This is a genomic window from Pseudomonas sp. TH06 (assembly GCF_016651305.1).
In the GTDB taxonomy this organism is placed as follows: Bacteria; Pseudomonadota; Gammaproteobacteria; order Pseudomonadales; family Pseudomonadaceae; genus Aquipseudomonas.
Genome location: NZ_JAEKEC010000001.1, coordinates 4229062 through 4254888, shown reverse-complemented (window position 1 = coordinate 4254888; position 25827 = coordinate 4229062). Strand labels below are relative to the sequence as shown.

Sequence of the window (25827 nt, the reverse complement as noted above, 5' to 3'; positions counted from 1 at the left end):
TCTCCCCCATCAGCCAATTTCGGCCGCACGTTTCACCGCTGCGCGAATTCTTGGATAAGTGCCACAGCGGCAGATATTGCCGGAGAGCGCCTGATCGATATCGCTGTCAGTGGGTTTGGGGATTTTCGCCAACAACGCGGCGGCCGACATGATCTGCCCGGACTGGCAGTAACCGCACTGCACCACGTCGAGTTCGGCCCAGGCTTGTTGCACCGGGTGCGAGCCGTCCGTCGACAAGCCTTCGATGGTGAGGATTTTCTGCCCATGGGCGACGGCGGTGGCCGGGGTGATACAGGCGCGCAGCGGCGCCCCGTCGACATGCACGGTGCAGGCGCCGCACTGGGCCATGCCACAACCGAATTTGGTACCGGTCAGGTGCGCGACATCGCGCAGGACCCAGAGCAACGGCATGTCCGCGGGGACATCGAGCTCCTGATCCTTGCCATTGATATTCAAGGTCAGCATCGGGGGATTTCCTCAGACTCACGGTGTTCTGAAGGGGCGTCACTGCGGCCACGAGAGCCTGCGCGCGCCTCGGCTTATCCCTTTCAGCTAAGCGTAATTTGCGCGACAGGCCAGACGTTGCGACCACCGGTCATGCACAGGCTGACTTTAATCCTACAGTTGATAACGGCTCGCACTGAGCCTGCGCACAACACTCATCACCAGCGAAACCGGTCCGCGCTTACCGTGCGGGTATCCATCACATTGGTCTGGAGTAGCGAACATGGGATTTGTCACCACCCAAGACGGCGTCGACATCTTTTACAAAGACTGGGGACCGAAAGACGCCCCGGTGATTCATTTTCACCACGGCTGGCCGCTGAGCTCCGACGACTGGGACGCGCAGATGCTGTTCTTTCTGGCGCAGGGCTTTCGGGTGATTGCCCATGATCGCCGTGGGCATGGGCGCTCGAGTCAGGTCTGGGACGGGCATGACATGGATCACTACGCCGATGATGCCTTGGCGGTGGTCAAACATCTTGGCGTGAAAAACGTGGTGCATGTCGGACACTCCACCGGTGGCGGCGAAGTCATCCATTACATCGCCCGGCATGGTCAGGACAACGTTGCCAAAGGCGTACTGATCAGCGCCGTGCCACCGCTGATGGTCAAGACCGAGAGCAATCCGGGTGGTTTGCCTAAATCGGTGTTCGATGATTTTCAGGCGCAGTTGGCGGCGAATCGTTCGCAGTTTTACCGGGATATTCCGACCGGGCCTTTTTATGGCTACAACCGGCCTGGGGCCAAGCCTTCGGAAGGGATCATTGCCAACTGGTGGCGTCAGGGCATGATCGGCGGGGCGAAAGCGCATTACGACGGGATCGTGGCGTTCTCGCAAACGGATTTCACCGAGGATTTGAAGAAGGTCACCGTGCCGGTGCTGGTGATGCATGGCGAGGACGACCAGATTGTGCCGTATGCGAACTCGGGGCCTTTGTCGGCGAAACTGCTGCCAAATGGCACGTTGAAATCGTACCCGGGGTTTCCGCACGGGATGCCGACGACGGAGGCTGAAACAATCAACGCTGACTTGCTGGCCTTTATTCGCGGCTGACATCCCGGTAGCCATGCATCCCCCTGTAGGAGTGAGCCTGCTCGCGATAGCGGTGTGTCTGTCACCAAAGACTCAGGCTGTGCCGACGCCATCGCGAGCAGGCTCGCTCCTACAGGATTTTGTGTTAATCCACCCATTGTGACCCCCCCACCAAGGCAGACTGCAACTGGCCTGAGTCCCTCTAACCCTCGCTACGCCCTGTGCTTTCACGATCACGCTCATAGTGGTGAGCCAGAGGAAGCGCCGGCAACCAAGCCTCGCGGCGTATGGTCCAGAGTTCGTAGGTGGGTTTGAACTGATTTGGCTCTTCGAGAGAACCTACGTTCACTTCGACTTCATCCGCCGAGCGCGTGAACACCGGTGAACCGCAGCGCGGGCAGAAATAACGCCCGTTGTAGTCGCGGGTTTCGCCAGTGACCTTCAGCGCCTCCTCAGGAAATATTGCCGAGGTACCGAATAACGCGCCGTGGCGTTTACGACAGTCGAGACAGTGGCATATCCCGACGCGATAGGGCTGGCCTGAGACTTCGAAACGCACGTCGCCGCACAGGCAACCGCCGGTGAATTGAGCCATGTCGCTACTCCTCTATAGCACTGCAGATCACTGATCATTCAGATCAAGAACCCTCACCCTAACCCTCTCCCAGAGGGAGAAGGAACTGACCGAGGCGTCTTGCGTTGTAGCAGGGCCGGTACACCCTGCATGGCGATCTTCAATTCGACGTCCATACTGATTTTTTGCACAGCGCAGCGGACCACGACATGCCCTCCCCCGAATCCACCCTTTTGCAGAGCTGGCACGACAACGCCCACGCCTGGATCGAAGTGATCCGCAGCGGCGCGATTGAAAGCCGTCAGCAGGTCACCGATCAGGCGATTCTGTTGGCAATCATGGGCCGGCAACCCGCGCGCGTGCTTGACCTTGGTTGTGGCGAAGGCTGGTTGTTGCGGGCGCTGGCGGATCGGGGCATCGACGCGAAAGGCGTGGATGGTGATGCGACGCTGGTGGCAGCGGCGCGGGCAGGCGGGACCTCGACGGCGTATGTCGCCAGTTATGAGGCGTTGGTCGAGGCGAAGATCGACATCGGCCGCGACTACGACCTGATCTGCGCTAATTTCTCGTTGCTGCATCAGGACATCATCCCGTTGCTTGCTGCGATGAATGCACTGCTGGTGCCCAGTGGTGCGCTGGTGATTCAGACGCTGCATCCGTGGGCTGTTGCGGCGGGTGATTATCAGGATGCTTGGCGCGAGGAAAACTTCGCTGGATTCAAGGGCCAGTGGCAGCCGATGCCGTGGTACTTCCGCACTTTGTCGAGCTGGCTGAATGCGCTCGATATGGCTGGCTATCAATTGGTTGGCTTACAAGAGCCACAGCACCCGCAAAGTCCGGTGCCGCAGTCGTTGCTGATGATCGCTGAACGCCGCTGAGCTTCCAGAATTTTCACCATCCATTGTAGGAGTGAGCCTGCTCGCGAAAGCGGTGTGTCAGGCAATAAAAATGTCGACCGTGCTGACGCCATCGCGAGCAGGCTCACTCCTACAGGAATTACGCGGTCTGCGGGATCATCTGCGTGTCATGGATGCGGTACTGCGCGAGCAGGCGCATGACGTAGCCGATCTTGATCAGGGTCGGGCCGAGGATGGTCAGCGAATGCATCGCCACCAGCAGCGCAATTGGCATCTGACCGTTGTAGAGATACGCGCCGTAGATACCGGCCAGCAGCATGACCAGGCCGGCGACGAGCACTTTGCTCGACAGGTGCAGAACGTTCAGCGGACTTTCGAAGAAGGTGAACATGGCGTGGTACTCCTGAGTGGGTACATATGCCATTTCAATTCTCATGCCAGATTTCCAACCCCGTAAAATCAGACACTTGCGAATCAAAGAGTCAATTTGACCCAGATCAACAAAAGTCATTTTGACTCGCATGATTGTCAATAAGACTACAAACCTCAACACCCGATATCCCAACCGCCCAAAAGCAAACCAATATCATTTGCACACTATCCGTCCTTTTGCTTTAATCGCGACCCATTCTTATTTAGACCCGCAACGGTCGCTCTGGACGCTTGCTCTGATGACGGTCGCCGACGCCTCTCTCGTGCAGAATCTCTATCTCAGCCATCACCGCTGGTTGCACGAGCTATTGCGTCGACGTCTGAGCAACGCGATGGATGCTGCGGATCTGGCGCACGACACCTTCATCCGCGTGCTCAAGCGCCCGCAAACCTTCAATGGCGAAGTCCACGAACGCTCCTATCTGGCGACCATTGCCCGGGGCCTGTGCGTCGATCACTGGCGACGTCGGCAACTGGAACAGACCTGGCTGGAAACCCTCGCCAGCCGCCCAGCGGACTTGCAGCCGTCGCCGGAGCAACAGGCGATCATCGTCGAAACCCTGCACGAAGTGGACGCCATGTTGCAGCGCCTGCCGCAGCGGGTCAGCGACGCCTTCATCCTCGCGCAATTGCATGACATGCCCTACAAGCTGATCGCCAATCAGCTCGGCGTCAGCGAACGGATGATCAAGAAATACCTGGCTCAGGCAATGATGCATTGCGCGATTCTCGAAGCCGAACTCGATGGTTTGCTGATTGAATAGCCCGATGAACAAACTCAGCCACGCCAGTCTTGAACAGGCCGCGCACTGGTACGTGCAATTGCGTGATGATCACGTCGCCGAGCACGAACGCCTGGGCTGGCAGGCGTGGCTGGCGCAAAGCCCTGAGCATCAGGCAGCCTGGCGTTATGTCGAACGCGTCGGCCAGCGCTTTGCGCCGTTGCAGGGCGATAACGAAGTCCACGCCGTCAGCCACACCCTGCGCAACAGCACACGCACCTCGATCAGCCGTCGACAGTCGCTCAAAGGGCTGTTGATTCTGGCGGCCACCGGGCTGACCGGTTGGGCCGCGTGGCGCAGTACGCCGCTGGTCGAACGCCTCAGCGCGGACCTGTCGACCGGCACCGGAGAAACCCGCGAGGCCACCCTGAGCGACGGCAGCCGCATCTGGCTCAACGCCCTGAGCGCCGTAAATGTGCGTTTTGACGCCACGCAACGCCTACTGCAATTGCATGCCGGTGAAGTGCTGATCGACACCGCCAAGGAGCTTGGTCGCGCCTTTCTGGTCGATACCGAGCACGGCCGGATGCGCGCACTGGGCACGCGGTTCAGCGTGCGCCAGAACGAGCGCAATACCTTGCTCAATGTCTATCAAGGCGCGGTCGAAGTGCGTAACCAGCAAGGCGAAAGCCAAGTGGTGCAGGCCGGCGAACAACTGGCCTTCAGCATCGGGCGTCTGGGCAAAACAGCGCCGGCCAGCCCGTCCCGCGAGGCCTGGCGTCAGGGCCTGTTGCTGGCGGACAACCTGCCGCTGGGCGAGCTGATTGAAGAGTTGAGCCGTTATCGCCCGGGACATCTGCATTGCGATCCGGCCGTGGCAAGTCTGCCGGTGATGGGCTCGTTCCCGCTCAAGGACACCGATCAAGCCTTGCGGCTGCTGGAAGCGGCGCTGCCGATCCGCATCGATAAAACCTTCAACTGGTGGGTCAGCGTCGGGCCGAGCGTGTGATTTTTTCGGCGCACGGTTCCCTTTTCGCCGGTTCGTTCGGTTAATCCTCAGCAGCCCTTCTTTCGTTGATCGCCCCGGGAAATTCATGTTGCGCGCCACCCTCGCCCGCCGCCGTTTCGCCCTGGCTTTGGCATGTGCCATGCCGGGGACATACGTGTCGATTGCGCTGGCGGCGCCCACGGTCGATCAAGCGCCAAGGCATCACTATTCCATCGCTGCCGGCCCACTGGTCACGGTGCTCAACCGTTTTGCCGAACAGAGCGGCGTGTTCCTCGCCGGCCATAACGACCTCGCCGCCGACAAGCGCAGTCCCGGCCTGAATGGCGATTACAGCATCCGCCAAGCCCTGCAAATCCTCCTCAATGGCAGCGGGTTGCAAGCGCAGCAGCAGAACGGCGGCGGTTTTGTCCTGCGTATCAGCGATGCCACAAGCCCCTTGCAACTGGACGCCACGACGATTTCCGGCAAACCGCTCGGCGCCATCACCGAAGACAGCCACGCCTACACCACCGGCCAATCGTCATCGGCCACCGGCCTGCCGCTGTCCCTGCGCGAAACCCCGCAATCGGTCACGGTGATCACCCGCCAGCTACTCGACGACCAGGGTGCCACCGCGATTGCCGACGTCCTGCGCCGCACGCCCGGCATCAGCGTGCAGAACTACGACAGTGAGCGCTGGGAGTTTTCCAGCCGGGGCGCGCCGATCAGCAATTTCCAGTACGACGGCGTCAATACCGACTACGACGGGGTCTACGATTACGGCACCACCAGCACCGACATGGCGACCTTCGACCGCGTCGAAATCATCAAGGGCGCCACCGGCCTGATGACCGGCTCGGGCGATCCGTCAGCCACGGTCAATCTGATCCGTAAACGCCCGACACCAGCGTTCAAGGCAGCGCTCATTGGCAGCGTCGGCTCTTGGGACAACGTTCGCAGCGAAGCCGATATTGCCGGCCCGTTGACTGCCAGCGGCAACGTGCGCGCACGCTTTGTCGGCGTCCATCAGGAACGCAGCGCGCACGCCGACCACTATCAAAACACCAAAGACATCGCCTATGGCATCGTCGAAGCCGACCTGACTCCGGAGACGCTGCTGACCCTCGGTTTTGATCAGCAGAACACCCGCTCGCGCGGTGCGAGCTGGACCGGTTTCCCGATGTTTTTCAGCGATGGCTCAAGGACGAATTTCTCCCGTTCGTTCAACCCGGCCACCGACTGGAGCCGCCGCGATTTCACCAATCAAACACTGTTCGCCGCCCTCACCCGCCAGCTGCAAAACGACTGGACGCTGAAACTCAGCTACGACCGCAAACACCGCGAGCACGACACCCTCCTCGGCTCGGCCAGCGGCGGTAATCCCGACCCGGCAACCGGCGACGGCATGTTTCTGTACATGGGCAAGTTCAAGGGCGATGAGGTGCAGGACAACGTCGATATCAACCTCGGCGGGCCGTTCAGCCTGTTCGGTCGCGAGCATCAGTTGCTCGTCGGTTTCATGTCGATGAACACCCGGCAGGACAACCCGGTCTACGGCTCGGTCTACCCGCCGCTGAACGGCAGTATTTTCGACTGGCGTGGCGAGTATCCCAAACCCGACATCCCGCAGATCGGCACGGACGCCATCGTCCAGCGCCAGACCGGCGCGTACTTTTCGACGCGCCTGAAGGCTACCGACGATCTGGCACTGATCCTCGGTGGGCGGATCAGTGATTTCACCGCCAGCGACCACCTCGACTACCGCGATCAGGCCACAGCGGATGTCCGCGACGGCTACCGCCAGACCGGCGTGTTCACGCCCTACGCGGGCATGGTCTATGACCTCGATGACACGTACTCGCTGTACACCAGTTACACGCGCATCTATCAACCGCAGCTCAGCAAAGACGCCTCGCGCCAGGTACTCGACCCGGTGCAAGGCAACAGCTACGAAGCCGGCATCAAGGCCGAATACTTCGACGGTCGACTCAATGCCAGTTTCGCCGTGTTTCGCATCGAGCAAGACAACGTCGCCGAACAGGTCAGCGGCTTCGACAACGAGGCCGTTTACCGTGCCGTGCAAGGCGCGACCACCAAGGGCTTCGAATTCGAACTGGCCGGCGAATACGCCGACGGCTGGAATCTCTCTGCCGGCTACGCCTACAACCACACCCGCGATGCGCACGGCAACCCGGTGTACGCCTCAATCCTGCAAACCACCGCGCCGGGGCAATTGGTCCGGCTATTCAGCAGCTATCGACTGCCCGGTGCCTGGCAGAACTTGACGCTGGGCGGCGGCGTCAGTTGGCAGAGCGAATTCTTCGGCAACGTGTTCCAGCCCGACGCTGGCGAAAACGTGCGCATCACTCAGGACAGTTACTACCTGGTCGACGCGATGGCCCGCTATCGCTTCAACGACCACCTGAGTACCACGCTCAACATCAAGAACCTGTTCGACAAAACCTACTACACCGGCCTCGGCAACTTCGGCACCGGGTTCTACGGCGAACCGCGCAGCCTGCAACTGACCACGCGCTGGGATTTCTGACCCACGCCACTTTGTCGATCTACGGCACCGCCAGTCGACCAAGGACTGACTACGCTGTTAATCCTGCGTGTCTAACCTGCCGAGGATGACTGTCATGCAACGCTTTCAAAAACTCACACCGTGCCTGTGGTTCGACGATCAGGCCGAAGCCGCCGCGAAGTTCTACTGCGCGATCTTCGACCACTCGAAAATCACCGGCCTGACTCACTACAGCAAGGTCGGCCAGGAATTTCACGGCAAGCCGGAAGGTGCGGTGATGACCGTCAGTTTCGAACTCGACGGCCAGACCTTCACCGGGCTCAATGGCGGGCCGATGTTCAAATTCAGCGAGGCGATTTCGTTTCAGGTCAATTGCCGGAATCAGGAAGAGGTTGACCACTTCTGGGGCAATCTGTCCGAGGGTGGTCCCGTCGAAGCGCAGCAATGCGGCTGGCTCAAGGACAAGTTCGGCGTGTCGTGGCAGATCGTGCCGGTGGCGTTCATGCAGATGATGCAGGACCCGGACACCAGTAAATCCCAGCGCGCGATGCAGGCCATGTTCCAGATGAAAAAGCTCGATATCGCCGAACTGGAGCGGGCCTTTGCCGGCCAGAGCTAATACACTCGGGTGCTGGCCTGCCGGGAATGACGTTGATGAAACACGCTGCCGCGAAAAACCCTGAAAAAGCCCCGCGCTTCTGGCGCGACGACGCCCTGCCCTTCATCGAGGCGCGGGCGATCGCCGATGGTCGCGAGGTGTGTTACGCCCGGCATTCCCATGCGCATTTTTCGATTGGCGCGATCACCGCCGGGCGCAGCACCTACGTGCACGAGCAATCGCAGTTCGAAGTCGCCGCGGGCACCGTGGTGCTGATGAATCCGGGCGATGTGCATGCGTGCAATCCGATCAACGATCAGCCGTGGTCGTACCTGATGCTGTACGTCGAGACGCCATGGCTGACGGATTTGCAGCATCAACTGGGCTTCAGTGTCGAGCTTGAGTTTCGCCGGTTTTCCGACACGCATCTGCAGGACCCAGGATTGTTTCGCGACCTGATCGCGCTTTACGACGTATTGGTCGATGAGCAACAGGATGTCTTGCGCAAACAAAGCGCGGCAGTGGAGTTTTTCAGCGATCTGCAATTGCGCCTGAACCCGGCAGAGCATCCGTTGCGCGAGCCGAATTTCAAGCTTGAACGCGCCGCCGATTACATCCGCGAACATTGCACGGATCTGTTGAGCCTGGATGACATTTGTCTGGCGGCGCAGCTGTCACCGTCGTACCTGATTCGTGCGTTCAAACAGCATTACGGCATGACCCCGCACGCGTTTCTGGTGAACCAGCGCATCCAGTTCGCCCGTGGGCGTTTGCGCAGTGGTCAGTTGATCGCCGATGTCGCGCTGGAAGCGGGATTTGCCGATCAGGCGCATTTTCAGCGAGCGTTCAAACAGCATCTGGCGGCAACGCCGGGCCAGTATCGCGGCTGACACTTCATCTGAAACCCACAGCGTCAGATGACAGCCTCATGGGTTGATGACCCCAAAATTGAAATATTGACATATCGGTAAATTTCGATATCTTCGCGGCATGGAATTACTCGAAATCTTCAAAGCCCTCTCGAACCGTACACGCCTTGAGATCCTCAAAGGCTTGAAGGATCCCGAGAAGCACTTTCCTCCTCAGGATGAAGGTGACGTGCACACGGTGGGCGTTTGCGTCAGCAGTATTCAGGAAGGCGTCGGGCTCTCGCAGTCGACGGTGTCTGATTATCTGGCGACGCTGCAACGCGCCGGTCTGGTAGAGGTCAAGCGCATCGGACAGTGGACTTACTACAAACGCAACGAAGCAGCGATCAGTGCGCTGGCCGAGATCATCGGCAGCGAGCTGTAATTTTTTGCCCCATGATATCGAGAATTCCCGATATCCCTTTTTACCGAAACGAGGAAATGCAATGAAAGCGATGGTCCTTACATCATTTGGCGGCGCGGAATCGTTCAAACTTTGCGACGTACCCACGCCCGTTCCCCAAGCGGGGGAAGTGCTGGTCCGGGTTCACGCCACCTCCATCAATCCGCTGGATTATCAGGTGCGTCGTGGCGACTATGCCGACCTGGTGCCCCTCCCCGCCATCACCGGTCACGACGTCTCCGGCGTCGTTGAAGCCGTCGGACCCGGGGTGAAGGCTTTCGCGCCGGGCGACGAAGTCTGGTACACCCCGCAAATATTTGATGGGGCTGGCAGCTACGCCGAATACCACGTTGCGGCCGAAAGTATTGTCGGGAAAAAACCTGCAACGCTGAGCCACCTTGAAGCGGCAAGCCTGAGTCTGGTTGGCGGAACGGCGTGGGAAGCGCTCGTCGTGCGGGCGGCACTCAGGGTCGGGGAAAGCATTCTGGTGCACGGCGGTGCGGGCGGCGTCGGTCATGTCGCGATCCAGTTGGCAAAAGCCATCGGCGCGAAGGTCTTCACCACCGTGCGTGAAGCCAATGCCGAGTTCGCGCGGCAGATGGGCGCCGATGTGCTGATCGACTACGAAAAGGAGGATTACGTTGACGCGATTCTGCGGGAAACCGAGGGTCGCGGCGTCGACGTGGTGTTCGACACCATCGGCGGCAACACCTTGTCGCGCAGCCCCGACGCGCTCGCCCAACTGGGGCGTGTCGTTTCCATCGTGGACCTTGCCCAGCCACAGAATCTGATTCAAGCCTGGGGCAAAAATGCCAGCTATCACTTCGTATTCACCCGGCAGAACCGCGGCAAGCTCGATGAGCTCAGCGCTTTGATCGACCGCGGTCAATTACGGCCCCACGTGGGTGCAGTGTATTCGCTGGCCGACATCGGGCTTGCCCATGCCCGGCTGGAAACGCCCAACAATGGGATTCAAGGGAAAATCGCGATTGCTGTTGCGCCGTCATCCCGGCTCGCCGATCGCTGAACTCACTTCGAGGACAACACCATGATTTACGAGATCGCACTGCTACCCGTTCACAAAGGGCAAACTGAAGCTTTCCGGAAGGCATTTGCCAAGGTAGAACCCTTGCTCAGCCGCGCCAAGGGTTACGGCGGCCACTTGCTCGCGCAGGGGATCGAGTCGCCCGAGGTGTTCAATCTGATCGTGCGCTGGCAATCGCTCGAGGATCACACGCCGGGCTTCGAAGCGAGTGAAGATCATCGCGTCTTCATGCTGGGCCTGGAGAACTATTTTTCGGACGAACCGAAGGTCTATCACATTGAGGGTGGCGCTTTTCAGCAGCCGTTCAACTAACTTGCGGCGGCAACGCCCGGTAGCGATCGCGACTGAATCCTGAGCTGAGAAAAACATTCCCTGTGGGAGCGAGCCTGCTCGCGAATGCTGTATGTCAGTCATTGGCTGTACCGACTGAATCAACGCTTTCACGAGCAGGCTCACTCCCACAAGGTCAATTGAACAACAGGTAGATTGCGCTCAACGCCAACAACATCGCCATGCTCCGATTGAACAAGCGCATCCCTGCGGGATTCCCCAGATACCCGCGCAAGAACGTCCCGGCATACACCCAGCAACCCACCGACACGTAGCAGATCACCAGATACACCGCCGCAAACTGCCATACCAGCCGCGCCTCGCCATCGGCGACAAATGCGCCCATCCCGGCCACGCAGGCCAGCCAGGCTTTGGGGTTGAGCCATTGCATCACGGCGCCGTAGAGCATCGAAGGCGCCCGTGCCGAATCGCCGGTGTTCAGTTGCCCGTCATCGCTGGCGAGTTTCCAGGCCATGAACAGCAGAAATGCCACCCCTGCCAGTTGCACCACCCGCGTCATGAAGGGCCATAGTTTCAGCACTTCATGCAATCCCAGTCCCATCAGCACCAACAGCAACACAAACCCCAGCGTCGCCCCGGCGACATGCCGCTGACTGGCACGAAAGCCGAACTGCGCTCCGGAACTCAGCGCCACAATGTTGACCGGCCCGGGGGTGATGGACGCGGCCAGGGCAAACGCCGCCATCGAAACAATCACACTCATTGCACACCTTCTTCAAAACGAGGAACAAGGTGCTCACCCTAACCAGCACCTCATCCACAGTATTGAAGAAAATCGCCCTCGAAAATTACGCCTTACCCCGTCTCATGCACCCGCGAGTAAGGCGAGTTTCAAGCTTGTATGCGCCGCTGACCAAATCAGCGAGCACAACTCCAGGCTACTCAGCCAGTAGGGCATTAGACGTCGCCTCTACCGATCAGACGAATGCTCAACGAGCGTTCAAACAAGATCTATCGGTGGCACACGAGCATATTGGGGCCTTGTGGCTATCGGCCCGAATCAAGTACCCCACTGGCCGATTTAAAGCCAGGAAGGATTACCGCCCAAAAACGGATCGTCCCCCTCCGCCGGCGTCCAGGGTTTAGGCTCAAAACTCTCTGGCTCCTGCTCACCTGCGCGGCTTATCAACCCTGTTGATTGCAGAGGAATAAGGCGAACCGTGCCATCGAGATGACAGGAGACATAACCAAGCGAATCGTCTGGACTCACTGCAATGCTGAGCGGATATCGACCTGTTCTGACTCTTCGATCCAGGGTGCCCGATGCCACATCGATTACAGAAACGGTATCCGTATGAGGGTGGCAGCAGAAGGCTTGCGTACCGGCATGATTAACTCTTACCGCGCGAGCCAAATCGTTGAAGGGTATTACCGCAATCACCGCCCCGGTATAAGCATTGAGCTTCAAAATTTCATCGGTACTTCCAGTGACATTGATATTGACGAAAATATTGTTTCCATCCGGGGTTATAGCAAGATTGAGTGGGGGGGCTTTCAACTGAATTGATCTGACCACCGCCAGAGTTTGCACATCGATAACCGCGATGGAGTTGGAACCCGTAGCACAAAGGTACATAAACTTACCGTCGGGATGCGCCACACATTGATAAGGGTACGCAACACCCGAAATCCTTTTAATGATTCGCAAACTTTGAAGATCAATGACGTCAACTGAGGCAGCATGCAGGTTGCTGACGAACGCCATCGTTTCATCGCGGCTCAAGGCCACATTGAAGGGCGCCCGCCCCACTGGAAAAGTTGCGATGATGGATGACCGCTCGATATCGAGTATTTCCAGCCTGTCTCCTGGCACATTTCCACCGTAGGCCCGCCCACCATTCTTGCTCAATACATGGTGAACCCAGCCGCCCGCCTGGACAGGAATGTAGCGCTCGACAATGTTTTTTTCAGTGTCTATGACCGCGATCGAGTCGCCGTTCACCGGGGCAACATAGACGTGCCGTCCATCACTACTAAAGTTGATATCTCTTATTTGCGTCCCGACGGAAATCCAGTCTGATTGACCGTACCCTGTAACGGTCAACATCTCGGTTGCCGTGCTCCTCCCGCTGGAAGCGGTCAAGGTATACGCCCCGGAAACAGTCGCCCCTTTTACACCCTCGATTGTCAGCGTACCGTCCGCTCGTGTCGGGAAATCGCGTGCCCCCTCTGCACCGTCGGCATATACCGTGCCGACGGGCAGTGTCACAGCAATGACGCCCGAGACGGGCTGCCCTGCCCTCGCCAGACTCAGATGGATGTCCCTCACTTGTCCTCCTCCAGCAACGGTAAAGGGACCATTGAGAAACGCCACTGTATCCTGAGACTCGCTGGCGTTGATGCTCATGTACGTCGTCACCGACGCATTACGGTTACTCAATTGGTCAACCACCCTGATACTGACGGGCGTCAGTGGGTTGTCGCCAATCTGCTGGAAATCGGCGGCTGTCAGTGTCCACGCGATCGACTGGGTCACATCCGTGACAGTGAACGTGCCCCTCCATGTCCCGACAGTCAAAGTGACTTCGTCATAGGGTCGTGTGAAGCTGACTGTTGCGGTGATCACTACCCCTGCTGCCGCTTCTGCCGGTTCCACACTGGCTGGATGGCTAACAGTGATGCCACCCGGCGCAGGATAGCCAGGTGCCGGGTTGTGGTAGAGCAAATCCAGGACCGGTCTGGAGTCTTCGAAATTGCTTCCAGGGCGTGTCACCCGGTAAAACGCCTGATTGATGCCATCCTCCAGCCACCCAGGCGGCAAGTGCAGCGCAATGCGCAGGCTTTCCTCTCCCGGTTGGATGATTTTGACTACGGACGTCGGTTTGCCGTTGATCCACAACTCAACTGAATCGTACGCAGCCATCGGAGACGATAGCGTCGAGAATGGATCAATGACCATCAACAGGCCGTCAGGCGCCTGATAAATCGCCTGGGGGATGCCACCATGGGCGAGACCCGCCGGCAGTACAGAGTCTCGCCATCCGGGAATGATCATCGGAAACAGCTGAAAAGCACCGGCTAAATCTTTTGACTGAATATCCATATCATTCTCCCGTGCACGCAAAACCTGATTGGTAGATGCGTCATTACACAGGGGTGAGAAAGAACTGACTACTGTCAGAAATTACAGGTGGGCGGTGTTTTCTGACGGAAGGTCAGAGGCAAAAAAGGCAGCGATCTTGTCATTTCCCCTTGCAGCCACCCCACCTGTTTGGGGGGCAAACCCAATTCCCCCTTCACAGATAATCCACTTTGGGAGGTGCCCCCTCTTCGTCAGCAAACCCACTCCCGCCCTTGAGGGTGCGCAGACTGAGGATCAGTCCAGTCGCGGCACGGTGAAGCGGAATTCGCTGCCCTGCCCCGGCTCGCTTTCGGCGACGATATGTCCGCCATGGGCCTCAACGATGCCTTGGGTGATGTACAGGCCAAGGCCAGTGCCAGTCGGGTTGCCTTCCTTCATCGTCCAGTAACGGTCGAACACATGCGGCAGGTGCTCCCTGGAAATGCCTTCACCGCTATCACGCACGGTGAAGACAATTTCGTTGCCGACGCGCTGGGCTGACACGCCGACCGTGCCCAGGCGCGGGGTGAACTTGATGGCGTTGCCGACCAGATTCGACAGCACCTGAAACAGCCGCTCCGGGTCGGCATGGATACGCAGATCCGGGTCAGCCGCGAAGGAAATGCTGATGTCCTTGTCCACCGCCAGTGGTGCGAGCAGCGCCTGCGCCTCCTCGAACATCTGGCTGACGTCGAGCTTCTGCGGCGTGATGCTGTAGCGTCCGGCGTCGATTTTCGAGGTATCGAGGAGGTCTTCCAGCAGCGTATTCATACGCCCGGCAGCCTGTTGCATGGTGTCGATGGCTGTGGAGATTCGCCGCGAGGTGTGCGGACCATCGGAGCTGAAGGCCTTCTGCATCATGCCGCAGAGCATTGAAATGACCGTCATCGGATTGCGCAGGTCGTGGGAAACCACGGCGACCAGTTCGTCACGGGCGCGCACCGCTTCCTGCTCTCGACGCACCTGACGCGCGAGGTCGTTTTCCAACGCCGAGCGGCGCAAGTCATTGGCCGCGAACAAGTCGCCATGGCTCCACTTGGTGGAAATCCCGGCCATCTCGACTTTCCAGATTTCGAACGAGGTGCGCGGCCGCAGACGCAGCCCGGCATCGGAGTTTTCCAGATCGAGCGGCTTGCGTGGATCACCGCTCCAGTTGATGTTTTCCTTCACTTCCGGACGGAACCACAGCACGCCATTGTCCACCGGTTTCGGCAGGCTCATGGCAAGCACACCGCTGGCCACTTGCTGATACTGCGCGGCCGGTGGAAATACACTGGCCAAGTGGTGACTGGCGAAAACCGGCTCGCCGCTTTCCTGCAACCACTTGTGCAATGCACGGATTTCATCCGGTTCCGGGCAGTTGCCGTAACGGTGCAACTGCTTGTCTTCGATGATCGCGATACCGCCGGCATTGGCCAGCGCCATGAGCACTTGCGGCTGATTGGCCAAACCATCGAAAACATTCTGCGGCGAATCGATCATCGCCTGATTGAGCAGCGCCAGTGCCTCGACTTTTTCCTCGCGCTGACGACTGACTTCCAGCGCCTCCATCGCGCTGATCTGCAGCGACAGCACCTGGCCGATGGTCTGGCAGGCGGTGCGCAGTTCATGCGGTACATGCAGCGGCTGACGGTTGCCGCAACTGATCAGGCCCCAGAGCTTGTCGCCCTTGAGCAGGGAAATGCTCATCGACGACAACACGCCCATGTTCTTCATGTACTGACAGTGGATCGGCGACACGCTGCGCAGGGTTGCGAAGCTCAGGTCCAGCGGCGTTTGCGTGTCCGGACGCAGCTTCGGCACCAGCGGCACCGGTTGGTAGTCGGCGTTGGGGATGATCCGCAGCCAATTGGTGCGGTACAACTCGCGCGCCTGCTCGGGAATGTCCGAGGCCGGGAAGAACAAGCCATTGAACACTTCCATCGACGGGTCAGACGCTTCGGCGATGACCTGACCGTGGCCCTCCTCCTCGAACCGATAGATCAGTACCCGGTCGTAACCGGTCATGGCCTGGATTTCCTTGACGCTGATGTCGTACAGCGCCTGCAGCGACTTGGCCGCTTGCAGACGCTGGAGCATCCGCCCCAGATTCGTCTGGTTGCCGGCGACGTTACGCGGCTGGAAGTTCTCGACGTGGATTTCCAGTTCCAGAATCAGGACACCCTGGTGCCGGTGCAGCAAGCCTTCGAACGCGGTGCCGTTGAGATGGAAATGCAGCGGCGGCGCATCGAAAAAGGCCGGTTGCTGCAAGGCCTCACGGACCTGGCCGGTATGCACATCGCCGAGCAGGCTTTGCAGCGGTTGGCCGATCAGCGTTTGCGGAGCCTGGCCCAGCAAGGTGTCGACATTGGCGCTGACCTGAATGATCTCAAGGGCAGGCTCGCTCAGGGTCAATAACAAGCCGTGCGGCTGGATCGCGCCGGGAAAACGGATCGGCTCGTCGGCACAGTTGGCCAGCAGTTCTTCAAACGCTTCTTTGTCTTGCGGGGTCATGCCAGTACCTCCCGGCGTTCGAGCCAGTGCTCGAAACAGCTGAATGTGGTTTGGGCGGCGTGCACGACGGCTTCGCGCTCGGCGGCGGCCATCGGGCGACTGCCCAGGTATTCGATGAAATCTCGCCAGCGGCGACCGGTGGCTGCGCCGTAGATGTCGAGAAACGCCGCGCCGTTGTCGGCTTCCAGGCCAAGCCGTGCGGAGATTTCCCGGCGCAGAATCTGCCCGCCGAGGGTTGCGCCTTCGAGCACGTACAGCACGCCCAGGCAGGCAGCGCTCGAATCAATCAACGGCAGTTGCGCGCAGATCGGCAGATTTTCCAGGATTGGCGGGGTAACGCCCAGCGCTTGCAGGTCGCTGCGCAGGGTTTGACTCTTGAGGCGTGGCGTCAGGTCGAAATCGTCGGGGACTGCACCACTGCGCTGCAAGGCGTTTTCCAGCGGCAGATAGAAGCCGTAATAGGCTTGCATCAGGCGCAGGAAGGCGTTTGTATCGAGGGTATCGGAAAAAAATGGAAGGCGTTTTTCCAGCGCAATGTGCAGCTCGGCGGTGCCGGCTCGCAGGTCTTGCAGCACTGGTGGCACATAAACTTCACGGGCCTTTGCTTGCATGTATATCGCTCTTGGTGGGGCCGCCTGGGGCCATGCGGGGTTCGCAACACAAGGGCGGATCTTATAGGGCATACGCCCTTGTTGACCGGATAGATAGCTTTATTCGCCCAGACCAACCCCTCTGCCCCATACAGAGTCGTCTTGCATGCGGAAAGTTCTACCCGAAGACCAACGCTGCCAGCTGCTGTACCGCGACAGCACCCCATGACTGTATGGGTCAGGCCAGCGTGAGGCTGTGATAAAAATGCGCTTCCCGTCACCGGAGCCCGCACCATGGATCTCGCCACGCTTACGTTGTTTCTTCCGGCCTGTTTCGCCCTGAACATGGCCCCCGGCCCCAACAACCTGCTATCGGTCAGCAATGCGACCCGCTATGGCTTTCGTCGCGCCTGCTCGGCGGGGATCGGGCGGATTCTGGCGTTCGCCGGGATGATCGCCCTCGCCGGCGCCGGGTTGTCGGTGGTGCTGCAAACCTCGGAATGGCTGTTCCATGCGATCAAGATCATTGGCGCGGCGTATCTGTTGTACCTGGCCTGGCAATTGTGGCGGGCCAATCCTGAGGCTGAACAATTGAAAACGGGGGCGGCAGTCGGCTTCTTCGCATTGGCCCGGCAGGAGTTCCTCGTCGCAGCGGGTAATCCTAACGATGGCAAATATATATTGTAAATCTGCTTATCTACCGATGATGCACTGACAACATCCCCTACCCACCTCCATGGATGCGCTACGCTCATTCTTTTAGCAGGTGCCATCAAGGAGTCAACATGCAACTATCGGATGCAATCATAGTGCGCGAAGAAATAAACGTCGCGCAGGTAAACCAATTATTGAGGGAGGGCTGGAAGGTGCTGGCCGTGGTCCCCGGCTACGACCACATCCAAGCACAGCCTGCAGCCTGCTACATCCTCGGGATGGAAGGCGAGCCGGTACAAAGGCCGTCCGTACTGGAAATACTTTAAAGCACGTTTGGGAGTCTGCCAGTCTTCGAGGAACGCCAATGACGTAAAAAGGCCCCGCGTAGAGTGCGAGGCCTTATCAAAAGCCGAATACCCAACCAAAACTCCGTTCGCGACGAAAGCATAGCTCACTAACTATAAAAGATATTCAACCCCGCAACGGGATTTTTACACTCACATCCCAACATTGCAACACGGCTAGCATTTGCCATAAACGTGGCCACTTGCTACTGTCCACACCAGACTAAGGCGACATAGACACTTGCGAAAGCCTTCACCTGTGGAAAATGGACTACACACATGCCGACTTCACCACTTAAACTATTAGCAAAAATCTGGGTAAAAGCCTTTAATACAAATCCTTACATCACAGCCGTAGTAACTTCAATAATTTCAGCAATTTTAACAATAGCAGTTTCCTTCATCGATCAATTAGACCGAGAAAACAGAGAACTTAAAAGACTCCAGAACAACGACTACCAATTACAGATCGAGCAATTAAGCAACACAGAAACCAACCTCAAACAACTTCTCTCATTCGTAAAAAACCAACAAACCGCTTTGCGCGAGACCGAAGATACAATCGCAAAATTAAAATCGGAAAAAGCGATGCTCCAACCCCTTGTCGACTCAAACAAAGCCGTGGTAGAAGCTTTTTTTAGAGCTCAAGAAGAGCGAACAACTTCAGGTATTTGGCGTGAACGCTTGATTGGGTTTGGGCTTGGCTTGGTAGCCTCTCTTTTAGCCTCACTTATTTGGTACATTGCAAGCATCCTTCTCACAAACAAAAAATCAATACAACCACAACCAACCAACCCAAGCGATGGAGAACGCCCACGTGCCTGAGGAAAAGCCCGCATTTCCTGATTCCAGCCTTACGCTCCCTTAAACGAAAATCAACGTGTGAAAAAATGCAAATTACAGATATAAAAGAAATAGCCCCTCTACTTACTGGCTTAATCACTGCCACAGCAGCCATCGCAGCAGTCATAGTAACAAGTATTTTCAATCTAAAAGTTGCAAAACTTAATATTGACCATCAAAACAAACAAAAAAACAAAGAATTAAAAATCGCCAAACTAGAAGAGCTAGTTTATTTATTTGAAAAGTGGCAGCTAACCTTCTCCAACATATATCTATTTCACTTGCAATCTTATAGAAAACAACTCCACTTTGACCAAATACACGAACTGATAAAGGAGCTCGACCTTCTGGCTCCAGGCGAGGCTCAGAAATACAAAATAATAATGATGATCCACTTCCCTTCCCTTGAAAAAGAGTACGCAATCGTCGAAGCGGCAAGAAAATCAATAGTCCCATTCTTTTCTGACCCCAGAAAAAACGGCCTATCAACTTTAGAGTTCGAAAATCTGCAATCGTCATTTGAAAAATCTTGCGAGACCTTCAAATCAAAAATCACTCAACTAGCTCACACGATATCAATTGCATGATATCTACGCAGATTTGCTTATTCATTAGGCGTTTCGATCACGATCTTTAAATGAATGCACGTCACTTACAGTTCACCTGCCATAGATGGTCGATCCGCGTGGTATCACTCTGACTCATCATTTCCCTGCACATCCCCCAGTCCGGCGCCCTAGGTACAATGGCCGCACGCAATGTCCCCCTACCCCATCGGCTATTGATCTCGTCTAGCACTGACATGACCTTAGTCGCCTGAGTTGGGTGAGCGCTGGCAGACAGATCGTCCGTACATTCCCCCTGCTGGCACAGATCCAACAGCATTACTCTGCTTTGCTGTAACTAAAACCAAAACGGAAAACGCGATCAAGCGCATCGACAGCCGCCGTCGTCAGTAGCCGAACGTCATCCGTTGGGTATGGCAGATCAACTACAACACAATTCGCGTATTTCGCCTCTTCGGGGTTGAACATTCCGGTGCGGATACTGACTCGGATTTTCTTGCACAGTGACTTCTGCGTTCGGAGTTTTTCTGAGGCTCGCATCATGTAGGTTGCCACGGCCTCCTTAATCGGTGGCAGCTTCTTCAACCGCTTGCCGAACATCCGGCTGCAGCAGATCTCCTGCTTTGGTGGGTTCGGTTCGTCCAGCTCTAAGCACGACGTACCGGCAAGCTCACGGGCAGTTTTCTCGATTACCACACAGAAGTTTTTTCGCAGTGACCAGGCGTCTGCTTTCGCTAGGTCCAAGGCCGTCTTGATACCCAAGCCATTCAAGTGCATTTTCATGCAGCGACCCGCAACCCATACCTCAGCGCTTACGCGTGGATGGGCCTGCACATGCGCCGCTGGTTCGCCGAACCGCGCGGCAAACGCCTGTTCAATCGTTGCTGCGCGGGATTGTTGTCGGCGGCGGCTTCGGTGCTGTTAATGGCGAAACGGGCCTAAGCCGCGGACGGGCCTTTGAGTTCGACCTGATTGCCGTCCGGATCGAAGCAGTACAGCGACAGGCCGTTGCCCTCGGCACCGAAGCGGGTGGCGGCTTTTTCGACGCTGAGGCCGTGGGACTGCAAGTGCGCGGTCAGCGCCGCTTCGTCGAAAGGTTCGATGCGCAGACAGAAGTGATCGACATTGCGTCGCTCGGCACCGGCCGCCCCGCCGCCCTTGCGACCAAGCTCACCCGCCAGGTCGACGAGATCGATCAGCGACGACCCGGCGCGTAAATGCACCAGACCCAGCGGATCATTGCGCTTGACCACGTCGGCGCCGAACACCTTGGCGTAAAAGTCGATGCTGCGCTGCAGGTCGGCGACGCGCAGCACGATGTGATCAATATGTTGAATCGAAAACGGATGCATAAACCCGACACCTCACAAACCTTGAGCAGCCTGCCGCAGTTCCAACAGGTTAGCGTTACGGATCGACTTGTGCCATCAACTCAGGCACCGACTCCGGACGTTTCGCATAGCGCTGCGCAAGCACCGCGCAGACCATCAGTTGAATCTGATGGAACAGCATCAACGGCAGGATCAACACACCAATGGTGCTGCCGGCGAACAACACCTGCGCCATCGGCACACCAGTCGCCAGGCTCTTTTTCGAGCCGCAGAACAATATGGTGATGCGGTCTTCCTGGCTGAAGCCGAACGCTTTGCCCAACAGCGTCGATGCCAGCAACACCAGCACCAGCAAGATGCAGCAGACCACCACCAGCCCGAGCAGCTCGAACAGCGGAATCTGATGCCAGATGCCTTCGTTGACCGCTTCGCTGAACGCGCCGTAGACCACCAGCAGAATCGAGCCCTGATCGACAAACTTCAGCCAGTTCTTGTTGCGCCCTACCCACGCGCCGATCCAGCGCCGGGCGATTTGCCCGGCAATAAATGGCAGCAGCAGTTGCACGCTGATTTTCAGGATCGCATCGAGAGTCGAGCCGCCGTCACCATGCACGTTGAGCAGCAACGTCACCAGCAGCGGCGTGAGGAAAATCCCGAACAGACTGGACGCGGCTGCGCTGCAAATCGCCGCCGGAATATTGCCCCGCGCCAGCGAGGTGAAGGCAATCGCCGACTGCACGGTGGCGGGCAATGCGCACAGGTAAAGCATGCCCATGTACAGCTTTTCGCCGATCAGCGGCGACAGCAGCGGTTTCAGCGCCAGTCCCAGCAGCGGGAACAGCACGAAGGTCAGGCCGAACACCAGCAGATGCAGGCGCCAGTGGCCGGCACCGGCGATGATCGACTCGCGGGAAAGCTTGGCGCCATGCAGGAAAAACAGCAGCGCGATGGCGATGTTGGTCAGCCAGCCAAAGCCCACCGCGACCTGACCGCTGGCCGGCAGAAAGCTTGCCAGCAGCACAACGCCGATCAGCGTCAGGGTGAAATTATCGGGAAGGAATCTTGGGCGCGTCATGATCTGTTCATCCGGGGTTGCCAGGGCGTGCCAGCGACTTTAACGTGACAGGCAATTACCGACTAACGCCGAAGAGCCGCCAGATGCCGCCTAAAGGACAGGACAAAAGCGTTCGACGCAGCATTCCCGGGCTGCCCAGCCTGCCGCGTCCTCTGTACGGACGCACCGAATCGCTGCCCAATCGCGCACTGACCCGGCGTCACAGCCATCCGTGGGTGCAATTGTCCTATGCGATTCAAGGCGTACTTGAAGTGCAAACCAGCGCCGGACGTTTCGTCGCGCCGCCGGAGCGTGCGGTGTGGATTCCGGCAGGCGTACCGCATCGGGTGTTCAGTTCACCGCACACCGAGATGCGCAGCCTGTATATCGATTGCAGTGTCGCCTCGCGGGAGATCGAGCGTTGTCATGTGCTCGGCGTCAGCGATCTGCTCAGGGAACTGATCCGCGCCTTCAGCCAGGTGCCGGTGGAATACGATGAGCGCGGCGCTCACGGGCGCCTCGCCCAAGTGATCCTCGATCAACTGGCCGACGCGCCACACATCGACCTGATGCTGCCGCTGCCTCAGGACGCCCGTTTGCGACAGATCTATCAGAGCCTGGAGCAACATCCGGAACAACAGACCACGCTGAGCCACTGGAGCGACAAATTCGGTGTCACCGAAAAGACCCTCACGCGCCTGTTTCTGCGCGATACCGGCCTGACCTTTCGCGCCTGGCGCCAGCGCTTGCGCCTGCTCGGTGCGCTGACGCCACTGGAGAAAGGCGAACGCGTCACCGACGTCGCGCTGGGCTGCGGTTACGACTCGACGTCGGCATTCATCGCGGCGTTTCGTCAGCAGTTTGGGGAAACGCCGGGGGAGTTTTTCCGCTGATCAGCGATCGGCCAGCGCTTCCAGCAAATCGGCGGACGGCACAAAGTACAGGCTACCGGTCACCGCGATGCTGAAGTCCAGCAGCTTGTCGTAGTTGCCCGGCGGTTTGCCGACGAACATGTTTTCCAGCATCTGTTCCATCGGCTCTGGCGAACGCGCATAGCCGATAAAGAACGTACCGAACTCCCCGGCCCCGGGTCGGCCGAACGGCATGTTGTCACGGAGGATTTTCACTTCCTCGCCGTCTGCTGTGGTGATTGTCGTCAGCGCACTGTGGGAGTTGCTCGGTTTGACCGAATCATCCAGTTCGATATCGGACAATTTCTTGCGCCCGATCACGCGTTCCTGCGCTTCGACGCTCAATGCGTTCCACGCGTTCATGTTATGCAGATACTTCTGCACCAGCACGTAACTGCCGCCGCTGAAGTCCGGATCCTCATCGCCGACGATGGTGAAATTCACGGCTTTGCGCCCGACCGGGTTTTCCGTGCCGTCGACAAAACCGATGATGCTGCGCATGTCGAAATAGCGGAAACCCTGAACCTCATCGACCACGGTCACGGCATCGCCCAGCGTTGCCATGATCTGCGTGGCCAACTCGAAACACAGATCCATTTGATCGGCACGGATGTGCAGCAGCAAGTCGCCGGGGGTCGCGGGGGCGTGGCGCCCTGGCCCGCCAAACTCACGAAAACCGTGGAGTGCCGCCGGACGCGGGCTGCCGAACAGACGATCCCAGGCATTCGAGGAAAAACCACAAACGCAGGACAGATTGCCTGCCGGTACGCGTTTGCCCACCGATCGCACCAGCCCGGCGAGATCAGCGCACCAGCCTTTTACGGTGTCGCTCGCTTCGGTGCCGGCATTGAGCGTCGCGACGATAAAAATCGCGCTGCTGGTGATCGGACTGTACACCGCTTGAGGTTCCAGAGTGTCATCGGTCATCGCTGAAAGTACCGCTCCGTAAGGGTTGCGCCAGGGGCACGACCCGCTAATCGAGGATAGGTCGGAATACCGCTGTGACCGACACTTCGTTTTTAACGAACTCTGCCCCAGAAATAAACGATTTTTCTTTAACGCAAACCCGTCGCTAGCATGGCTTCGTCTGACCCTCATCAAACAAGACAGGGAGCGCGAACATGCCAGCCACGCACATCAATATCGGCGAACCGTGGATGTGGGGAGCCTTCATTGTTTTCGTTCTGGCCATGCTGGCATTGGACCTGTTTGTTTTCGGAGGGCGCAAGGCGCATCGGGTGTCAGTGCGCGAAGCCTTGTCCTGGGTCATTGCCTGGTGCTTGTTGGCACTGGCGTTTGCGGGCCTGCTCTGGTGGTATCTGAACGGCGAGTTCGGCGGTGAAATTGCCTGGCAAAAGACTCTGGAGTTCCTCACCGGATATCTGATCGAGCAGTCACTGTCGATCGACAACATGTTCATCTTCGTGATGATCTTCAGCTACTTCGCCGTGCCGCCGGAGTTACAGCGCCGAGTTCTGCTGTACGGCGTGCTCGGCGCAATCGCGATGCGTGCGGTGATGATTTTCGCCGGCGTGTGGCTGGTGTCGCAGTTCGAATGGCTGCTGTATGCCTTCGGCGTGTTCCTGATCATCACCGGGATCAAGATGCTGGTGTTTGCCGATCAGCAACCGGATCTGGACAACAACCCTTTGCTGCGCTGGGTGCGCGGGCATTTACGCATTACCAGCGGCTTCCATGGCGAGCGGTTTTTCGTGATGCAAAACGGCGTGCGCTGGGCCACGCCGATGTTTCTGGTGCTGGTGCTGATCGAGGCCAGCGACCTGATGTTCGCTGTAGACAGTATCCCGGCAATCTTCGCCGTGACCACAGACCCGTTTATCGTGTTCACCTCGAACATCTTCGCAATCATGGGCCTGCGGGCGCTGTACTTCCTGTTGGCGGACATGGCTGACCGCTTTCATTTGCTCAAGTACGGATTGGCGATTGTGCTGGTGTTCATTGGCGGCAAGATGACGCTGATGCCGTGGTTCCACATGCCGGTGGAGTGGTCGCTGGCGGTGGTGGGTGGGGTGATTCTGGGGTCGGTGCTACTGAGTTTGTTTATCAGCAAGGACGGCGATAACACCAACGACGCCCGACAAAACCAGAAATGATCAGGCATGAAGCATCGGCGTATTGGCAGTGAGCTACAGTTAAACGCTCCTGTTCCCCCGACATGTTTGCTTATCGTGCTCAAGCACAGGGAAGTTGAAAACATGAAAAAGCATCCGGCCAATACCTACCAACCTGACATCTGTTTATCGTTGACCTCGGAATGGCTCACCCAAATGATGGACAGTCCCGAGACGGCAATACAGTGGTGCCAGCAAGCTTCACTGGCCGAAGAAAAAAGCGCGTTTTATGTCCGGCATCTCAAGGAGCAAGCGGTTCTGAGCAGTAGCGCGCTGCTGCAGCAACTGAAGGATGAGCAAGCACAACGCTTGAGAAAAAAGCAGGAAATCGATCAATTCGGACAAAGTATCACTGAGCGTACAGACGCCCTTAAGCGGTTACCACCGGAAGAGCAGGATATTGAACCGATAAAAAGAGACCTTTCAGCCTACAAGATCATGGCCACCACCTATGCGGCCGAAGAGGTGAATTTTCTTCGGCAGCAGAAGCCAATCACTGAGTCACTCGCCAACAAAACCACGGACAAGGTCAAACTGCAGGAGCTACGTCGATTGAAGGTTATCGATGAGAAAACTCCCGCCACCCTGGGCACGCTGACTACAGAGCTTAGAAAACTCGAGGACACACCTCGTTATTACTTGCTCGGTGTGAAAGCCAAAACCACCGCCTCTCATGCCATCGCCATTGTCAGCACTAAAAGCTCATGGTTGTTCGGATCTAACGGGCAACTTTATTACTACGATCCCAACTTACATCTGATGGTGATCTGGAATGGTCGGGACGAACTGATCGGTTTCCTTGAACGCTCGCTTTTGCAGGACTACCAATCGGTCAATCACATCTGGCAGATGCAAAGAATCTGAATCACCGCCAGATGCTCCTGCGCATGGGCAACCGCGATTGCC

26 protein-coding genes and 3 pseudogenes are annotated in these 25827 nt (G+C 57.8%); 18 read left to right on the top strand and 11 right to left on the bottom strand.

Annotated features, from left to right (window positions below):
- Window positions 1–9: 9 nt before the first annotated feature.
- A complete protein-coding gene (locus tag JFT86_RS19190; RefSeq protein ID WP_007965305.1) occupies window positions 10–465 on the bottom strand; it encodes a (2Fe-2S)-binding protein in 456 nt (151 codons plus the stop codon).
- Between the two features lie 262 nt (window positions 466–727).
- On the opposite strand from JFT86_RS19190, the gene JFT86_RS19185 reads away from it, so the two are divergent.
- The gene (locus JFT86_RS19185) at window positions 728–1558 is read left to right on the top strand and encodes an alpha/beta hydrolase (protein WP_201237880.1); all 831 of its coding nucleotides are present in this window, start codon (window positions 728–730) and stop codon (window positions 1556–1558) included.
- A 181-nt stretch (window positions 1559–1739) separates the two neighbouring features.
- Here JFT86_RS19185 and JFT86_RS19180 read toward each other — a convergent pair whose 3' ends face one another.
- A complete protein-coding gene (locus tag JFT86_RS19180) occupies window positions 1740–2132 on the bottom strand; it encodes a GFA family protein (RefSeq protein WP_201237879.1) in 393 nt (130 codons plus the stop codon).
- A 188-nt stretch (window positions 2133–2320) separates the two neighbouring features.
- Here JFT86_RS19180 and JFT86_RS19175 point away from each other — a divergent pair, with 188 nt between their 5' ends.
- Complete coding sequence (locus JFT86_RS19175) at window positions 2321–2989, top strand: class I SAM-dependent methyltransferase (protein WP_201237877.1); 669 nt, start codon at window positions 2321–2323, stop codon at window positions 2987–2989.
- 118 nt (window positions 2990–3107) lie between these two features.
- Here JFT86_RS19175 and JFT86_RS19170 read toward each other — a convergent pair whose 3' ends face one another.
- A complete protein-coding gene (locus JFT86_RS19170; protein ID WP_201238618.1) occupies window positions 3108–3359 on the bottom strand; it encodes a transmembrane sensor/regulator PpyR in 252 nt (83 codons plus the stop codon).
- 280 nt (window positions 3360–3639) lie between these two features.
- Here JFT86_RS19170 and JFT86_RS19165 point away from each other — a divergent pair, with 280 nt between their 5' ends.
- From JFT86_RS19165 to JFT86_RS19130, 8 genes are all read left to right on the top strand, one after another.
- Entirely contained in the window at window positions 3640–4164 is a 525-nt protein-coding gene (locus tag JFT86_RS19165; protein WP_201237876.1) for a sigma-70 family RNA polymerase sigma factor, read from the top strand.
- Window positions 4165–4168: 4 nt separating this feature from the next.
- Complete coding sequence (locus JFT86_RS19160; RefSeq protein ID WP_201237875.1) at window positions 4169–5131, top strand: FecR domain-containing protein; 963 nt, start codon at window positions 4169–4171, stop codon at window positions 5129–5131.
- Between the two features lie 85 nt (window positions 5132–5216).
- Window positions 5217–7658 (top strand): TonB-dependent receptor, encoded by a 2442-nt coding sequence (locus tag JFT86_RS19155; protein ID WP_201237874.1) that lies wholly within the window; start codon window positions 5217–5219, stop codon window positions 7656–7658.
- A gap of 94 nt (window positions 7659–7752) precedes the next feature.
- Complete coding sequence (locus JFT86_RS19150) at window positions 7753–8256, top strand: VOC family protein (protein ID WP_201237873.1); 504 nt, start codon at window positions 7753–7755, stop codon at window positions 8254–8256.
- A gap of 35 nt (window positions 8257–8291) precedes the next feature.
- On the top strand, window positions 8292–9125 hold the full coding sequence (locus JFT86_RS19145) for an AraC family transcriptional regulator (RefSeq protein WP_201237871.1): 834 nt from the start codon (window positions 8292–8294) through the stop codon (window positions 9123–9125).
- Between the two features lie 100 nt (window positions 9126–9225).
- Window positions 9226–9528: a metalloregulator ArsR/SmtB family transcription factor gene (locus JFT86_RS19140; protein WP_201232766.1), complete on the top strand. Its 303-nt coding sequence runs from the start codon at window positions 9226–9228 to the stop codon at window positions 9526–9528.
- 61 nt (window positions 9529–9589) lie between these two features.
- Window positions 9590–10573, top strand: coding sequence for a zinc-dependent alcohol dehydrogenase family protein (locus JFT86_RS19135; RefSeq protein ID WP_201237870.1), 984 nt, complete (start codon window positions 9590–9592; stop codon window positions 10571–10573).
- Window positions 10574–10594: 21 nt separating this feature from the next.
- On the top strand, window positions 10595–10903 hold the full coding sequence (locus tag JFT86_RS19130) for an antibiotic biosynthesis monooxygenase (protein ID WP_201232767.1): 309 nt from the start codon (window positions 10595–10597) through the stop codon (window positions 10901–10903).
- 154 nt (window positions 10904–11057) lie between these two features.
- On the opposite strand, the gene JFT86_RS19125 is transcribed toward JFT86_RS19130, so the two are convergent.
- From JFT86_RS19125 to JFT86_RS19110, 4 genes are all read right to left on the bottom strand, one after another.
- The gene (locus JFT86_RS19125) at window positions 11058–11645 is read right to left on the bottom strand and encodes a LysE family translocator (RefSeq protein WP_201237869.1); all 588 of its coding nucleotides are present in this window, start codon (window positions 11643–11645) and stop codon (window positions 11058–11060) included.
- 318 nt (window positions 11646–11963) lie between these two features.
- Complete coding sequence (locus tag JFT86_RS19120) at window positions 11964–13985, bottom strand: YncE family protein (protein WP_201237868.1); 2022 nt, start codon at window positions 13983–13985, stop codon at window positions 11964–11966.
- Window positions 13986–14258: 273 nt separating this feature from the next.
- A complete protein-coding gene (locus JFT86_RS19115; RefSeq protein ID WP_201237867.1) occupies window positions 14259–16496 on the bottom strand; it encodes an ATP-binding protein in 2238 nt (745 codons plus the stop codon).
- A complete protein-coding gene (locus tag JFT86_RS19110) occupies window positions 16493–17107 on the bottom strand; it encodes a biliverdin-producing heme oxygenase (protein WP_201237866.1) in 615 nt (204 codons plus the stop codon). The genes JFT86_RS19115 and JFT86_RS19110 overlap by 4 nt, the downstream gene beginning before the upstream one ends.
- Window positions 17108–17380: 273 nt before the next feature.
- Here JFT86_RS19110 and JFT86_RS19105 point away from each other — a divergent pair.
- The 4 genes and pseudogenes from JFT86_RS19105 to JFT86_RS19090 all read left to right on the top strand — a co-directional run.
- Window positions 17381–17749, top strand: a pseudogene (locus JFT86_RS19105) (LysE family translocator); the annotation flags it as partial.
- A gap of 122 nt (window positions 17750–17871) precedes the next feature.
- Complete coding sequence (locus JFT86_RS19100) at window positions 17872–18066, top strand: hypothetical protein (RefSeq protein ID WP_201232772.1); 195 nt, start codon at window positions 17872–17874, stop codon at window positions 18064–18066.
- 297 nt (window positions 18067–18363) lie between these two features.
- Window positions 18364–18909, top strand: coding sequence for a hypothetical protein (locus tag JFT86_RS19095; protein WP_201237865.1), 546 nt, complete (start codon window positions 18364–18366; stop codon window positions 18907–18909).
- A gap of 65 nt (window positions 18910–18974) precedes the next feature.
- On the top strand, window positions 18975–19514 hold the full coding sequence (locus tag JFT86_RS19090; protein ID WP_201232774.1) for a hypothetical protein: 540 nt from the start codon (window positions 18975–18977) through the stop codon (window positions 19512–19514).
- 61 nt (window positions 19515–19575) lie between these two features.
- On the opposite strand, the pseudogene JFT86_RS29245 reads toward JFT86_RS19090, so the two are convergent.
- Window positions 19576–20303, bottom strand: a pseudogene (locus tag JFT86_RS29245) (DUF4113 domain-containing protein); the annotation flags it as partial.
- Here JFT86_RS29245 and JFT86_RS19075 point away from each other — a divergent pair.
- Window positions 20298–20435, top strand: a pseudogene (locus JFT86_RS19075) (LysE family translocator); the annotation flags it as partial. The pseudogenes JFT86_RS29245 and JFT86_RS19075 overlap by 6 nt on opposite strands.
- On the opposite strand, the gene JFT86_RS19070 reads toward JFT86_RS19075, so the two are convergent.
- Window positions 20432–20845 carry a VOC family protein gene (locus JFT86_RS19070; protein WP_201237864.1) on the bottom strand — a complete coding sequence of 138 codons (414 nt, stop codon included), beginning with the start codon at window positions 20843–20845 and terminating at the stop codon, window positions 20432–20434. The pseudogene JFT86_RS19075 and the gene JFT86_RS19070 sit on opposite strands and share 4 nt — an antisense overlap.
- A gap of 55 nt (window positions 20846–20900) precedes the next feature.
- Window positions 20901–21899, bottom strand: a complete 999-nt coding sequence (locus JFT86_RS19065; RefSeq protein ID WP_201237863.1) for a bile acid:sodium symporter family protein — start codon at window positions 21897–21899, stop codon at window positions 20901–20903.
- Between the two features lie 83 nt (window positions 21900–21982).
- On the opposite strand from JFT86_RS19065, the gene JFT86_RS19060 reads away from it, so the two are divergent.
- Entirely contained in the window at window positions 21983–22771 is a 789-nt protein-coding gene (locus tag JFT86_RS19060; RefSeq protein ID WP_201237861.1) for a helix-turn-helix transcriptional regulator, read from the top strand.
- On the opposite strand, the gene JFT86_RS19055 is transcribed toward JFT86_RS19060, so the two are convergent.
- Window positions 22772–23716 carry a Dyp-type peroxidase gene (locus tag JFT86_RS19055; protein ID WP_201232778.1) on the bottom strand — a complete coding sequence of 315 codons (945 nt, stop codon included), beginning with the start codon at window positions 23714–23716 and terminating at the stop codon, window positions 22772–22774.
- A gap of 194 nt (window positions 23717–23910) precedes the next feature.
- Here JFT86_RS19055 and JFT86_RS19050 point away from each other — a divergent pair, with 194 nt between their 5' ends.
- The gene (locus JFT86_RS19050) at window positions 23911–24903 is read left to right on the top strand and encodes a TerC family protein (protein ID WP_201237859.1); all 993 of its coding nucleotides are present in this window, start codon (window positions 23911–23913) and stop codon (window positions 24901–24903) included.
- A gap of 102 nt (window positions 24904–25005) precedes the next feature.
- Window positions 25006–25785, top strand: coding sequence for a hypothetical protein (locus JFT86_RS19045; RefSeq protein ID WP_201237857.1), 780 nt, complete (start codon window positions 25006–25008; stop codon window positions 25783–25785).
- Window positions 25786–25827: the final 42 nt, after the last annotated feature.

Bases quoted from the DNA above. Each gene is read 5' to 3' on its own strand.
- JFT86_RS19190 (WP_007965305.1), bottom strand. From the start codon at position 465: ATGCTGACCTTGAATATCAATGGCAAGGATCAGGAGCTCGATGTCCCC.
- JFT86_RS19185 (WP_201237880.1), top strand. From the start codon at position 728: ATGGGATTTGTCACCACCCAAGACGGCGTCGACATCTTTTACAAAGAC.
- JFT86_RS19180 (WP_201237879.1), bottom strand. From the start codon at position 2,132: ATGGCTCAATTCACCGGCGGTTGCCTGTGCGGCGACGTGCGTTTCGAA.
- JFT86_RS19175 (WP_201237877.1), top strand. From the start codon at position 2,321: ATGCCCTCCCCCGAATCCACCCTTTTGCAGAGCTGGCACGACAACGCC.
- JFT86_RS19170 (WP_201238618.1), bottom strand. From the start codon at position 3,359: ATGTTCACCTTCTTCGAAAGTCCGCTGAACGTTCTGCACCTGTCGAGC.
- JFT86_RS19165 (WP_201237876.1), top strand. From the start codon at position 3,640: ATGACGGTCGCCGACGCCTCTCTCGTGCAGAATCTCTATCTCAGCCAT.
- JFT86_RS19160 (WP_201237875.1), top strand. From the start codon at position 4,169: ATGAACAAACTCAGCCACGCCAGTCTTGAACAGGCCGCGCACTGGTAC.
- JFT86_RS19155 (WP_201237874.1), top strand. From the start codon at position 5,217: ATGTTGCGCGCCACCCTCGCCCGCCGCCGTTTCGCCCTGGCTTTGGCA.
- JFT86_RS19150 (WP_201237873.1), top strand. From the start codon at position 7,753: ATGCAACGCTTTCAAAAACTCACACCGTGCCTGTGGTTCGACGATCAG.
- JFT86_RS19145 (WP_201237871.1), top strand. From the start codon at position 8,292: ATGAAACACGCTGCCGCGAAAAACCCTGAAAAAGCCCCGCGCTTCTGG.
- JFT86_RS19140 (WP_201232766.1), top strand. From the start codon at position 9,226: ATGGAATTACTCGAAATCTTCAAAGCCCTCTCGAACCGTACACGCCTT.
- JFT86_RS19135 (WP_201237870.1), top strand. From the start codon at position 9,590: ATGAAAGCGATGGTCCTTACATCATTTGGCGGCGCGGAATCGTTCAAA.
- JFT86_RS19130 (WP_201232767.1), top strand. From the start codon at position 10,595: ATGATTTACGAGATCGCACTGCTACCCGTTCACAAAGGGCAAACTGAA.
- JFT86_RS19125 (WP_201237869.1), bottom strand. From the start codon at position 11,645: ATGAGTGTGATTGTTTCGATGGCGGCGTTTGCCCTGGCCGCGTCCATC.
- JFT86_RS19120 (WP_201237868.1), bottom strand. From the start codon at position 13,985: ATGGATATTCAGTCAAAAGATTTAGCCGGTGCTTTTCAGCTGTTTCCG.
- JFT86_RS19115 (WP_201237867.1), bottom strand. From the start codon at position 16,496: ATGACCCCGCAAGACAAAGAAGCGTTTGAAGAACTGCTGGCCAACTGT.
- JFT86_RS19110 (WP_201237866.1), bottom strand. From the start codon at position 17,107: ATGCAAGCAAAGGCCCGTGAAGTTTATGTGCCACCAGTGCTGCAAGAC.
- JFT86_RS19100 (WP_201232772.1), top strand. From the start codon at position 17,872: ATGCAACTATCGGATGCAATCATAGTGCGCGAAGAAATAAACGTCGCG.
- JFT86_RS19095 (WP_201237865.1), top strand. From the start codon at position 18,364: ATGCCGACTTCACCACTTAAACTATTAGCAAAAATCTGGGTAAAAGCC.
- JFT86_RS19090 (WP_201232774.1), top strand. From the start codon at position 18,975: ATGCAAATTACAGATATAAAAGAAATAGCCCCTCTACTTACTGGCTTA.
- JFT86_RS19070 (WP_201237864.1), bottom strand. From the start codon at position 20,845: ATGCATCCGTTTTCGATTCAACATATTGATCACATCGTGCTGCGCGTC.
- JFT86_RS19065 (WP_201237863.1), bottom strand. From the start codon at position 21,899: ATGACGCGCCCAAGATTCCTTCCCGATAATTTCACCCTGACGCTGATC.
- JFT86_RS19060 (WP_201237861.1), top strand. From the start codon at position 21,983: ATGCCGCCTAAAGGACAGGACAAAAGCGTTCGACGCAGCATTCCCGGG.
- JFT86_RS19055 (WP_201232778.1), bottom strand. From the start codon at position 23,716: ATGACCGATGACACTCTGGAACCTCAAGCGGTGTACAGTCCGATCACC.
- JFT86_RS19050 (WP_201237859.1), top strand. From the start codon at position 23,911: ATGCCAGCCACGCACATCAATATCGGCGAACCGTGGATGTGGGGAGCC.
- JFT86_RS19045 (WP_201237857.1), top strand. From the start codon at position 25,006: ATGAAAAAGCATCCGGCCAATACCTACCAACCTGACATCTGTTTATCG.